The sequence below is a fragment of the Streptomyces sp. NBC_01591 genome (genome assembly GCF_035918155.1).
Taxonomy (GTDB): domain Bacteria; phylum Actinomycetota; class Actinomycetes; order Streptomycetales; family Streptomycetaceae; genus Streptomyces.
Genome location: NZ_CP109327.1, coordinates 29,548 through 41,144 on the forward strand (window position 1 = coordinate 29,548; position 11,597 = coordinate 41,144).

Sequence of the window (11,597 nt, forward strand, 5' to 3'; positions counted from 1 at the left end):
GTAGTTAGCCAGGGCCGTTGCCTGATCGCGATCTGTCCGGGTTGATCACGTGAGGCCGAGGGTCGACAGCGGCCGGTGGTAGTCGCGGCTGGTGCGGCGGAGGGCGGCGGCGATGTTGGTCTCGCCGTTCTGGCGGAAGACGCTGATGGCGAGGTTGCGCAGGCCGGCCATGGTGCGGGGCAGGTGGCCGGTGCGGACCTTGGAGTCGTCCTCGCAAAAGGTGCGGTCGCGGACGTGGTGCAGGCGGTTCTCGATGCCCCAGTGGCCTCTGATCCAGGTGGCGAGTTGGGCCGGTGTCGCGTCGAAGACGTCGAGGCTGGTGATCACGTAGACGCGCTCGGTGGTCAGTTTCCCGGTGCTCAGCTCGCGCCGCCACCGGACGATCTGGATGGCCTGGCGGGCGCCGGGATAGCCGAGGTGGTGGAAGGCGACGACCTTGATCCGACGGATCTCGTCGCGGTGGTGGGCCCGGTCCCGGGTGCGGTGGTCCAGCGGGATCTCGGCCCAGGGCAGCTTGGTGACCTGCGCATACAGTCCGGGGTGGTTCTTCTTCACGATGGCCAGGTAGTCGTCGGCGGAGGTACGCACCATGGCTGTGTTGGGTGTGCAGGGCGTCGCCGGTCAGCACGGTGTTCTCCACGTTGATGGTGTCCAAAAGTGGCTGGAAAGATGGAATCTCGTTGCTCTTGGAGGCGACCTGACGCTGGGCCAGGACCACGCCGTGGTGGTCCATCGCGGCCAGCAGCTGGACCGCAGTGGTCGTGGCGGTGCGGGAGCCGCGGACTGTCTTGCCGTCGACCGCGATCGCCCGCAGAGCCGGCTTCGGCGGCGGCTCGGACTCTTCCGGCCGTGGCGTTCTGGCCTGGAGGTAAGCACCGATGGCCGCATCCAGCGCGTCGCCGTCGACGCGTTGGAGCAGGCGACGGACGGTGGCGGCGTGCGGCGCCGGCCGGATGCCGGTGAACGGTCGGCCGGGAAGCCGAGCACACCCAGGACGGGCTGCGGGGCATCGCCGATCCATTCACCGATCGCGATGAGAGACCGGGCACCGGTCAGGACGGCTGCCGCGGCCGCGCACAACAGGGGGAGCAGCGGATACCGTCGTCCTCGCAGGCCACGCGGATCGGGCACCCAGACTAGGAAGCGTCGCAGGTCAGCGGCGTCCTGCGTAGTGGCGCAGAGGTTCGGGAGGGCCAGATTCCCCAGCCCGGCGGGCATGGGCGATGATGTCCGGGCAGGCACGGTCTCGCTCGGTTCTCATGGGTCTTCGACAACCACATGATCACCGGCACCGTGCCTGCTCTGCTTCCCGGGGGCATCTCAGACCAGGCCGGGACATGACGCCACGTCACGCATGAGGCAGACGAACCGGACCGATCGCGACTATGCAATGCCCCTGGCGTACGGCGTGAGGTCGGCGGGGTGGAGGTCCAGGCGCCGGGCGAGTTCGAGGACGACGTGCAGCGGCTGGTTAGGCAGGGCGTCCATGGTGACGTCGTGCTCGTGGACGCCGAGGAGGTCGGCGAGTTCCCATACGGAGAGGCCCGCGTTGTGCAGGCGGCGGCGCAGTTCATCGCCCCAGCCCCGGGGCTGGTAGCGCGGGGCCAGTGGAAGCGGTCGGTCACCAGTCGGGGCCGTCCTCGGAGAGGATCACCACGTCCATGCGGCGTGCGGCCATCCAGTCGGTCAGGAGCGCCGGGCCGCCGCCGATCCCCGCGACTTCGCAGAAGCCGCGGTGGGGAGCGCTTGCCCATTGGTCCTGGGTGGGGGCGCGCGGTGGACGTGGGTGCGCTGTCGTGTCCCCCTGCACGCCCTGGTCAGGCTCTTGCAGAGCGAGAAATGATCTGGAAGACGTCGGGCTGTCCGGCGGAAAGCCCCGTCGGCCTGCTCAGTGCATCCGGTCGACGGAATCGAGAGGGCATGTTCCATGAGCGTTGAACAGGACGAGGCGACCACCACGGTCACCGCGGCAGACGTGGCCCGGATCGCGAAGCAGGGTGTCTTCGCGACACCGACTTCGCTCGACCCGAAAGCCGTCAATGTGGGCCATGCGCTGATCGCCACGCTGCAAGGCGCGGCGGAAAAGCCGCTGCTGACCGATGACCTCCAGCGGCTCACGGAGCAGGTGCGGCAGAAGGCCACCATCGGCTTCCCCCGCATCACCTCCGCCGACGGGATCCGGTTGTCGGCACACACCATCAAGCTCAATGCCCCAGAGCCCCGGCCGGTGGTGATCGTGCCGTCCGACTGGACGCCTGCCGGCTGGCCCCTGTTCGAGCACACGTATCTCAAGCTGGCGCTGCGCGGCTACCACGTGCTGGCCTACACCCCCCGCGGGCTCGGGCTTACGGCAGACGTGCACGGCGGCGGGTACATGGACGGCCCGTGCACCTCCGGAGGGACGATCGACGTGGCCGGCCCCCTGGACTGGGCCGACGGCTCGACCGTGATCGACTACGCTCAACAGCACTTCAACCCGAGCCGTATCGCCTTCTTCGGCAGGGCCTACGGCGGGCTCATCAGCCAGCTCGTCGCGGCGCACGATCCTGGCGCCCGTGTGGACGCCGTCGTCGCGCTGAGCACGTGGGAGGACCTGGTCGCCGGCCACCAGAACGACCGCGGACACCTCGCCGCGGTCGCCGACCTGACCAACTTCACCGGCGGACCGGTGAAGCACAAGTTCGATGAGGACACGCAGCAGATCCTCGCGGACCTCCAGGCCGGAGAAAACCCCGACGATGTCGCCTCGTGGGCGATGCAGCGGGCTGCGTTCTCCTACGTCGGGCAAACCAATGCCCGTGGCACCGCGACGTTCATCTCCCACGCCGGGAGCGATGCGCTGTTCCCGCTCAGGCAGATCACCAAGCACTTCGAGCAGCTCACCGTGCCCAAGCGACTGAGCCTGCAGAACGGCAGCCGGCCCGCACCTGAACACGCCGGGCTGACCGTCCCGCTCAGCGACACCGCCCCGACACTCGACGAAGCCTTCGCCTGGCTCGACCACCATCTCCTCGGGGCCGCCAACAACGTACCCACCTGGTCACCGGTCAGCAGCTAGTGACCCGAGACGGGATTGGGTGGCCCGCATCGCTCCTGTCGAGCCCGTTTTCACGAATGCCAGGTTCACCTGAAAGCGCTGGCCGCAGCCGGTGGGCGTGACGCGGTGGCTTCGTTCACTCCCGCCCCACTCGTAGTCGCGGCGACCACTCCGTCCAAGAGCCCATTTCGCAGCGGGGCCCCCGCCGGGGTGCTTTCCGGCAGGGGCTCCGAAGGCGTGGCTCAGCCGAGGCGGAAATGCTGGTTGGGCTTGTTCTTGTCGGTCCACTGGACGAGCTTGGCACCGTCCGCGGTGTCCTCGCCGACGACGGACAGGAGCTTGCCGCTGTGGCGTGCCTCCAGGGAGAAGTACCCGTCGTCCTTCTGGACGAGCTTCCACTCCTGGTTGGGCTTGCCCTTGTTGGTCCACTGGACGACGGTCCCGCCGTCCTCGGTGTCCGAGGCGGTGACCGACAGGGCCTTTCCGCTGTGCACGGCAATCACGTTGTAGTAGCCACCCGTCGTCGCCACCAGGTTCCAGTGCTGGTTGGGCTTGTTCTTGTCGGTCCACTGGACGACCTCGGCGCCGTCCTCGGTCCCCGAGGCGGTGACGGACACGAGCTTGTCGCTGTGACGGGCCACCAGAGCGGCAGTGAAAACGGCCATGAGTTCTCCTCGTTCAGTGATCAATTCGACCACCGGCATAACGATCACTGCCCCGCCTCCGTCGTGATCAACAAGCTGTATGACCAGAAAGCGCCCTGTGAGGGCTCGGGATAATCGGCCGGCTCGAACAGCCGTCGGTTCCCGACAGCCGGACTCCAGCAGTCGATCGGGCAAGGCGGCGCGAAACGCCCGGCTCCGGGCGTGGTTACCAGCCCGATGGCCTGGGCGGCCAGTTCGGTGCCCTGCAGACGGTCCTCGATCTTGGCGAACGCCGTCTCCCATGAGGTGGAGGTGTCGTCCGCGAAGGGAAGCGAAGCCCGGGTCACAGCAGGTGCCCAGTGGGAGCTCTCACTCCCCTGACCAGGTAATCCTCACCCAGTGACCAGCTAATCCTCACGACTTGTCCAACATCATCGCCCGGTCATCAGCGCTCAACACCCCAATGAAACAAACCGAATCAGCCCGGCCCACAGCACCCAAGACCGGACACCGAACCGAGAACCACCCCAGACAAAGAAGCGAAGACTCCCAGGCCATGTCCTCGTCCTTGATGTCGTGGCCCTCCGCGCGGAGCTGGGCGACGGCGGCGTCCAGGTAGCGGGTGTTCCACAGCACGACGGCGTTGAGGACGAGTCCGAGGGCGAGCTGGTCCTCCTGGCCGTCCCGGTACGCCTGGCGGATCTGCCCGCGGCCACCGTGGCAGATCGCGCGGGCCAGGCGGTGGCGTGACTCCTGGACGGTGAGCTGCCGGTTCATCAGGCGCCGGTAGGTGTCGTCCACCGGGTCGACCAGGGCGAGCAGGTGCATGGTCTTGTCGATGCGCCCGTACTCGGCGAACGCCGCCCCCAGCGGTGTGGGGTGCCCCTCGCGGCCGAACAGACTGGCCGGCCGCCGATCCCCGAGGCGCTCCCGCCCGCCCCACCCCCACCCCTTTCTCTTTCGGCAGTTCGGGCAGCAGGGGGTGCGCAGAGGGGATGCCAGCACCCCGACCACGCCCCTACAGGCATGGTGACCTGCACAAACACCCGACGCCTTGGTGAGAGGGCGCAACAGATACCGCAGGAGAACCCGCGGGGCATGACGCAACAGGTGCCGCAGGAGATTCCGGCTCCGGGACATCGGCGGGCCCAGGGCACGGTCGCCATGCCGACGCCGACCGCCACCCTGAGGCCGCGGGGGGTGCCTCCGGCACCACATGCTGGAACAACCGCCGGTGGGCTACCGACCTCAAGGAGGAGGCCTGCGGTCAGTGACCTTTACGGCGCTGTGCGTCGAACCGGCGCAGCACCCGGACCAGACGCCACACTCCGGCCGCCGCTCCGAGCAGCGCACCCCCCACCAACGCGCCCTTCCCCGCTGGACCAGAGACGCCAAAAGCCAGTGCGAGAGCCAGAGCGACGGCAAAGACCGCCGCAGCCAGCACGACGGCAGTCACCAGAGCAAAAACGATCTCCACCGTCATTGCGTCCTTTTCCCACCGCGACTCACGCCCCATATCCATGCTGCAAGTCTCACATCACGTCAAGCCATTGCGCCTGGACCGAACAGCACCTGGCTCAGTGGCCGCAGCCGGACATGGGGGTGTCGAGGTACTTCCAGGTCTGGGGTCCGACCTGGCCGTCGGGATTGAGACCGCTACAGCTCTGCACGGCACGTACGGCGACGTCGGTACTTTCTCCGAACTTGCCGTCGACGGTGAGTGTGTAGTCGTAGTTGGAGTTCAGCAGGCACTGGATCTGCTTCACCTTCGAGCCGACCATGCCCTTAGCCATGACCTGGGTGCGGTCCCAGTTGTAGCGGCAGCTGGCGCGGCCGGCGGCGCCGGGCGAGGCGGCCGTACTGGGAGAGGCAGAAGCAGAGGCCGGGGAAGAGGCCTGGTCCTTGGCTGAACTGCTGGGGCGCGGTGGCTTCGTGTTCGTGTCCTCCTCGCCCGTGGAGTCCTGGTCCTTGTCCTTCTTCTCGTCGTCCGGCGGAGTCTTGGTCGGTGCGGTGCTGCTCTTCGGGGGCACGGGGGTTTCGTCGGCCACTGGTTGGTCGTCGCCGGGGCGGTTGTCGCCGCCGGTCTCGGGCTGGGAGACGGCGGAGTCCTTCGTCTCGTGGACCGAGTACCAGCGTCCGACCAGCAGCAGCGCGGCGAGGGCAGCGGCGATCAGCGCGAGGATTTTGATCCTGCTTCGGGGAGCAGCGGCCGGCCTTGCCGGTTCGGCCGGGCCGGGCGTGGATGGTGCGGGAGCCGGGGTGGCCGCTGCGGGTTTCGGAGCTGCGGTGCCAGGAACGGTGTCCGGGACTGTCGGCGGCACGGGGTCCGCGGCTGCCGACGGTGTGGGGTCTGGGGCTGCTGTCGGTGGTGTGGGGTCCGGTGCAAGGGCTGTCGGCGGTGTGGGGTCCGGTACGCCTGGTGCGGAGTCCGCCGGTGCCGGAACGTGCGCTGCTTCGGACGGTGCTTCGTCCTGGGTGTCTGCGGCGCGGCGGGCCTGGTCGGCGGTGTCCCAGAGGCCGAGCAGGGTGTTCTTGTCCAGGCCGCGGCGGGAGCAGAGTCGTTCCACGGCTGCCCGGGGTGGGAACGCGGTGCCTTTGAGGACCCGGTTCCACGAGGAGCGTGAGTAGCCGGTGTCGTGGGTGAAGGCGTCCAGGGAGAGGTTCTTGGATGTCTTGACCTGCCGTAGTGCCTGGAGCAGTGCGGTGACTTCCGGCAGTGGCTGTGCGGGTGAATTGTCGCCTTGGTTGGGTTGCACAGGTCTCCCCCTGGTGCCGATGTGATCGTCGTGTTCCAGAGCCGTTCCTTTTCGCAGGTCAGGGGCCTTGTGGGACGGCCGGGACGGCGCAGTACGGCTGGAATGGCGATCAGGCTACCGGTGGGACGGCGGTACCCCGAATCTTCATCTCGTCGACGCCGCAAAGGCGCCGTGTGAATCGCCCTCCGGATGTGTGCCGGTGGGTCTGACGAGGGGTGAAGTCGTGTGCATCATCAGCAAGAAGACGGGTCTTCAGGCGGGTGCCATGGTGGCGGTCGCGGCCGCCGGATTTGGCCTGATCAGCTACTCCGGCAACGAGCAGGCGCAGGCGAACAGCCCGGCCGCGTACAGCGTGAAGGGCTTCGACACCAGCCACCACAACTCCCACCCGATCCAGTGGTCGGCAGCCGCGAGGGCCGGGTACTCGTTCGTGTTCCAGAAGGCGACCCAGGGCACCGGCTACCGCGACCCGCAGTTCGCCGGTGACTTCGCAGGCGCCTCGCAGGCCGGGCTGATGGCCGCGCCCTACCACTTCTACGACTCCGGTTCCGGCGTGGCCCAGGCCGACCACTTCGTCCGTACGGCCCGGGCCGCCGGCTACGACGGCAAGCGGCCCGGGCAACTTCCCCCGGTGGTCGACCTGGAGAAGATCCGCGGCCGGTGCCCGGCCGGGGTGAACAACACCCAGGTCGCCGCGTTCCTCTCCAAGGCCCGTCAGGCGTTCGGGGTGAACCCCATCGTCTACACCTCGAAGGACTTCGCCGACACCTGCCTGCGCGGCAACACCGGCGCCCTGGCCAACAGCCCGCTGTGGCAGCCCCGCTACGAGAGCGGAACGCGTGAGCCCGCTCCCGTCGGCGGCAGGTACTGGTCGATCTGGCAGTACACCGAGAACGGGACGGTACCCGGCCTGCGGGGCAAAGCCGACATCAACGTCTACAAGGGCACACTGACCCAGCTCCGCGCACTCGCCCACCTCAGCCCCGGCCAGACCCCCACCCGCCCGGGAACAGGTTCGACAACCCCGCCTGCTCCGCCCACGACGCCGCCTGCTCCGTCCACGACGCCATCTGCTCCGTCCACGGCCGTCTGGCCGCTGCTCAAGAACGGGACGCGCGGCGTCAACGTCACCACCGCCCAGCACCTGCTGGCCGCGGGCGGCCAGTCCGTCACCGCCGACGGGATCTACGGCCCGAACACCCGGAACGCCACCGCCGCGTTCCAGCGCTCCCACGGCCTGACCGCCGACGGCATCATCGGCCCGAACACCTGGAACAAGCTGGTCCGCACCGTTGGCCAGGGCTCGAAGGGATCCACGGTGAAGGCGGCCCAGGCGCAGCTGGCCGGGTATGGCAACCGCATCGCGGTCGACGGGGCGTTCGGCCCGGCCACCCAGGCCGCGGCTGCCGCGTTCCAGCGGTCCCACGGCCTGACCGCCGACGGGATCATCGGCCCGAAGACGTGGAACAAGCTCGTCAACGGAACCAAGACGAGCACCCCGACCACGCCTGCCCCGACCACGCCCGCTCCGGCGAACGGTAGGCTGACCCAGCGCCAGGCCCTCACGCAGCTCGCCGCGGCCGGTATCAAGGCCCCGGTCGGGCGGACCTCTTTGGCAGGTGTCCGTGCCCGGACCATCCAGGGCGTCATCGCTCTGAAGAAGGCCAGCGGCTGCACCATCGTCATCACCGGCGGCACCGAGTCCGGCCACAGCACCCGGGGCAACCACTCCCACGCCAACGGTTACAAGCTCGACCTGCGTACCCGTGACGAGGGCCGCTGCGTGACCAACTGGATCAAGACCACCCAGCGCAAGGGCGCCCCGCGGGGCAACGACGCCCGCTGGCACGGCACCCTCAACGGGATCTCCGCCGAGTACGTCTACGAAATCCCCCGCAGCGGCGGCATCCACTGGGACATCACCCTCATCTGATCCCCCTCCAAGTCGACTGACACCTGCGCCACCAACGTCCGGTGGGCGGCACCCCATGCGGGTGCCGCCCACCGGACGTTTCAGACGGGCGTAGCGGCGAGGCCGTGGTCAGGTTCGGGGTCGATGTCGTCGCAGGACCGGGGGTGAGGATGCCGGTGGCCGCAGTGTTGGCGAGGTACTGCGGGGGTGGCTTCGAGCAGCAGCTCGCCGATCGCGTGGGCGTGGGAGGCGAGGTCGTCGACGGTCCGGCGCGGGTGTGGCGAGAACCAGGATCCGTTGGCTGGGCCTGGTGCTCAACGCCGCCGCCAGTCAGATGGGTGGCCCTGGTCCGCGGGTGCCGAACCTGGCTGGTGGGGAGAGGCGTACGGGCGCGGTGGAAGCCGCCGGGCGTACTTCAGGTCCGCTCGAACCGGGGGTTTGTCTCCGGCAGGAGATCAAGAGATCGGTCCTGCTCATACCGTGTGATGTGCCGCACCCCTGCTGAGCAAGGAGTATCTGTGGCCAACAACTTTCAACTCGGTGAGATCCCGCACGGTTTCGCGTTCACCGAGACCGGCGGTCTCATCCACTACAAGCACACCATCATCCTGACCGTGCCGCCGCCCAACGCCGGCCCGTGGGGCGACTGCTGGCTCAGCTTCGGCTGCGCCTGGGCGGACACCAAACTCGGCGTGAGCATCTACACCGGCAGCACCTGGGGCGGTGTCCAGCCCCGGACCGTCCCCGACAACGGCAACCGCCTCGGCGAACGGCTCCCCGCCGGCACCCAGAAAGTCGTCATCGGCCGCATGAAGAAGGACGGCGGAGACTCCGCAGACGACGTGCCTATCAGCTGGCTCCTCGAATACCTCGGAACCTGACACACCCCCACCGGTGCCCCGGCCCGGCCCACCAGCCGGACCGGGGCACCGGCCTGCCCACCGGCCACCGGCCACCGGCCACCGGCCACCGGCCACGGTCCAACTTCTCCCCACGACGAACACCGCCGGCGCCGACACCGGTCCGGCGACACCGCCCTGGACCTCGTCGTTCTCACCCATACCCTTCAGGATGCGCCGCACCGACAGCCCAGGGCCGTGCGCACCAATCCCGACAACCCCATAGAATCACCACTCACCCACCATCAAAAACTGACCCGCAATCAACACCCGAAGGGCCCGAGAGAAACCCTCTCTCGGGCCCTGAAACGTACTCAGAATCCACCCTGCGGGAATCCCATAAAGAATCCCTTGAATCCGAGCAGGAAGAAGGACGAATTTGAGATGAAAAACGATCACGACAGCGACGGGGCGGCCGCCCACGGCACGACCCAGGCCCCGACCACAGCAGGTCACAGATGAGACACTCCCAGGCCAGACCACCCACCACCCCGACCAGCCCGTTCCCGACTGGTTCTCAACCAACCCGCAACACCCCAGCCCACACCACTCCCAGCACATGCTGGCGGGATCGACGCCCCACACGTTCGTCCGGGAGCCCACCGCGATGCGCTTGAGGCTGCCGGAGACGTTCACCCGCGGGTTCGAAGCCCCCTGGTCCCCGGCGTACCGGAAGATTTGATTGCCGCCGTTAACGCGTAGTGCCTTGTTTGCGGTGCTATGCACCGCAGTTGGCGAGCTGGTTGGGCCTATGAACTCGCGCTATCCCACACGGGACCCCGGTCCCAGACCTCTGGCTGACCAGTTCCACATACACCGAAGGGCGCAGGGCGGGCCGTATCCGCCACTTCTTTCGTGTCCGCACGCGGTCGGCAAGAGGATGCACCCGCTCGCACCTTTGTCCTGAAAAGACTGTTCGCCCAGTACGCGCGCTATCAGTTCAATTCATCTGAAGGTGTGCTTTGCATGTATTGCCCGGGCGCGTCGTCGCCGCCGCCGACACCATCCGAAGTGTCGGGCCCCGCCTGCTGTCCAGAGCGGGAACCGGCTCAGCGCGGATCCACCGAAGAGAGGAACCAGTGATGGCGAACGAGTTGCGTTACGGCGACCGGCTGCACCTGCAGAACCTCTATCAGGGCGACGGGGGCTACCTCGACACCAATGGCACTTCCAGCGCGCCAGGGGCCAAGCTGGCAGTTTCCACGGCCCCCACCGCCACGCGCGCGCCGGGCACCGGTACCTGGGAGATCGTCTCCGGTTCCTGCCAGGCCGCCGGCTCCCCGGTGAGGAGTGGCGACATCGTCTACCTGCGCAATCTCTGGGACGGTAACGGCGGCTACCTGGACGTCAACGGCGCAGCCAGTGCTGGCCAGCAGAGCTCTGGTGGCATCTACGACGTCACTACCGCCTGGGGCAAGGACCGCGACGAGAACAGCAGCCGCTGGCAGATCTTCGACACCACCTCCGCGCCCCTGGACGGCCTCGTCCGCTTCAACGACACCGTCCAGCTGTGGAGCACCTACCACAACAGGGGCGGTTTCCTGGACACCAACGACGTCAGCACCGCGACCGGCGCCCGGTACGACGTGGACACCAGCGCCTACTCCAACCGCGCCAACGCCGACGTCGCCTTCTGGAAGGTCCTGCGACCGCAACCCTGACCCCCTCACCCCAGCCAGCCTCACCCCGGCGGCAAACGACACGAAGCCCTGACGGCCTACACGAGCCGTCAGGGCTCCTTCGCACTCGGGCTGGCAGCTCCCCGCTCCCCGCTCCTCACGACAGGCGGAACGAGTCATCAGCCCGTTCGGCGCGTCAGCCAATGGAGGGGGTGGAGTGCCGCCCACCGGGCGTTTCGCGGGCGCGGCAGCACTCAGGTGCCGCACCATCGCTGAGGGAGTGTCAGGCGGGATGGCAGGGCTGTTCCTCGGCGGTGCGGCCACCGGTTCCGAAGGTCCGCCGCGGGGACGGGGCGCCGCCGGGCGAGAACCGAGCACGCCTCGGGCTCGCAGTTCATCGAGGTCGGACAGACGCTCTCCGGGAAGAACATCGAGCAGGTCGGCCTGGGCGGCGCGAATGCTGGGCGCGGGAGCCTGGGGGCCTGCGCCAAGGGCACGGCCGTGGGTGTGCACGGTGACGCGTCGGCCGCCCGTGCCGGCGGGCTGGTGCACGGTGATCGGCGCGCTGGTCATGACTCCAGCGTGCTCCCGGCGCTCCGGTCCTGCCATCGCGGCGGTTTCGTACTCGGTCAGGAAGGGGCACCGAGCGTGCACTTTCGTTCATGGCGGAGGGTGGCCGTGCCCCGGCGCTTAGAGTGCGATCGCGCGGTGTCCCTCTTCGCGGGTTTCC

10 protein-coding genes and 3 pseudogenes are annotated in these 11,597 nt (G+C 68.3%); 4 read left to right on the forward strand and 9 right to left on the reverse strand.

Going from position 1 to position 11,597, the window contains the following annotated elements; translation table 11 throughout:
* Window positions 1–45: 45 nt before the first annotated feature.
* From OG978_RS00140 to OG978_RS00155, 4 genes and pseudogenes are all read right to left on the reverse strand, one after another.
* Window positions 46–591: an ISAs1 family transposase gene (locus tag OG978_RS00140; RefSeq protein ID WP_326763253.1), complete on the reverse strand. Its 546-nt coding sequence runs from the start codon at window positions 589–591 to the stop codon at window positions 46–48.
* 43 nt (window positions 592–634) lie between these two features.
* A pseudogene (locus OG978_RS00145) lies at window positions 635–1,021 on the reverse strand (hypothetical protein); the annotation flags it as partial.
* Window positions 991–1,218, reverse strand: a pseudogene (locus OG978_RS00150) (transposase family protein); the annotation flags it as partial. The pseudogenes OG978_RS00145 and OG978_RS00150, both read right to left, overlap by 31 nt.
* 403 nt (window positions 1,219–1,621) lie before the next feature.
* Window positions 1,622–1,810, reverse strand: a complete 189-nt coding sequence (locus OG978_RS00155) for a hypothetical protein (RefSeq protein ID WP_326763254.1) — start codon at window positions 1,808–1,810, stop codon at window positions 1,622–1,624.
* A gap of 117 nt (window positions 1,811–1,927) precedes the next feature.
* On the opposite strand from OG978_RS00155, the gene OG978_RS00160 reads away from it, so the two are divergent.
* Window positions 1,928–3,058, forward strand: a complete 1,131-nt coding sequence (locus OG978_RS00160) for an alpha/beta hydrolase family protein (RefSeq protein ID WP_326763255.1) — start codon at window positions 1,928–1,930, stop codon at window positions 3,056–3,058.
* A gap of 221 nt (window positions 3,059–3,279) precedes the next feature.
* Here the strand turns inward: OG978_RS00160 and OG978_RS00165 are convergent, their stop codons facing one another.
* From OG978_RS00165 to OG978_RS00185, 5 genes and pseudogenes are all read right to left on the reverse strand, one after another.
* The gene (locus OG978_RS00165) at window positions 3,280–3,702 is read right to left on the reverse strand and encodes an RICIN domain-containing protein (protein ID WP_266767452.1); all 423 of its coding nucleotides are present in this window, start codon (window positions 3,700–3,702) and stop codon (window positions 3,280–3,282) included.
* 44 nt (window positions 3,703–3,746) lie between these two features.
* Window positions 3,747–4,028, reverse strand: a complete 282-nt coding sequence (locus tag OG978_RS48125; protein WP_442817628.1) for a hypothetical protein — start codon at window positions 4,026–4,028, stop codon at window positions 3,747–3,749.
* Window positions 4,029–4,218: 190 nt separating this feature from the next.
* Window positions 4,219–4,566: pseudogene (locus tag OG978_RS00175) on the reverse strand (Tn3 family transposase); the annotation flags it as partial.
* A gap of 382 nt (window positions 4,567–4,948) precedes the next feature.
* A complete protein-coding gene (locus OG978_RS00180) occupies window positions 4,949–5,203 on the reverse strand; it encodes a DUF6332 family protein (protein WP_326763256.1) in 255 nt (84 codons plus the stop codon).
* 55 nt (window positions 5,204–5,258) lie between these two features.
* Window positions 5,259–6,437 carry a peptidoglycan-binding protein gene (locus OG978_RS00185; protein ID WP_326763257.1) on the reverse strand — a complete coding sequence of 393 codons (1,179 nt, stop codon included), beginning with the start codon at window positions 6,435–6,437 and terminating at the stop codon, window positions 5,259–5,261.
* Window positions 6,438–6,660: 223 nt separating this feature from the next.
* Between OG978_RS00185 and OG978_RS00190 the strand changes: the two genes are divergently transcribed.
* From OG978_RS00190 to OG978_RS00200, 3 genes are all read left to right on the forward strand, one after another.
* Window positions 6,661–8,370, forward strand: a complete 1,710-nt coding sequence (locus tag OG978_RS00190; RefSeq protein WP_326763258.1) for a GH25 family lysozyme — start codon at window positions 6,661–6,663, stop codon at window positions 8,368–8,370.
* A gap of 497 nt (window positions 8,371–8,867) precedes the next feature.
* Window positions 8,868–9,230, forward strand: coding sequence for a hypothetical protein (locus tag OG978_RS00195; protein WP_326763259.1), 363 nt, complete (start codon window positions 8,868–8,870; stop codon window positions 9,228–9,230).
* Between the two features lie 1,100 nt (window positions 9,231–10,330).
* Entirely contained in the window at window positions 10,331–10,909 is a 579-nt protein-coding gene (locus OG978_RS00200; protein WP_326763260.1) for a hypothetical protein, read from the forward strand.
* Window positions 10,910–11,597: the final 688 nt, after the last annotated feature.

Bases quoted from the DNA above. Each gene is read 5' to 3' on its own strand.
- OG978_RS00180 (WP_326763256.1), bottom strand. From the start codon at position 5,203: ATGGATATGGGGCGTGAGTCGCGGTGGGAAAAGGACGCAATGACGGTG.
- OG978_RS00165 (WP_266767452.1), bottom strand. From the start codon at position 3,702: ATGGCCGTTTTCACTGCCGCTCTGGTGGCCCGTCACAGCGACAAGCTC.
- OG978_RS00140 (WP_326763253.1), bottom strand. From the start codon at position 591: ATGGTGCGTACCTCCGCCGACGACTACCTGGCCATCGTGAAGAAGAAC.
- OG978_RS00200 (WP_326763260.1), top strand. From the start codon at position 10,331: ATGGCGAACGAGTTGCGTTACGGCGACCGGCTGCACCTGCAGAACCTC.
- OG978_RS00160 (WP_326763255.1), top strand. From the start codon at position 1,928: ATGAGCGTTGAACAGGACGAGGCGACCACCACGGTCACCGCGGCAGAC.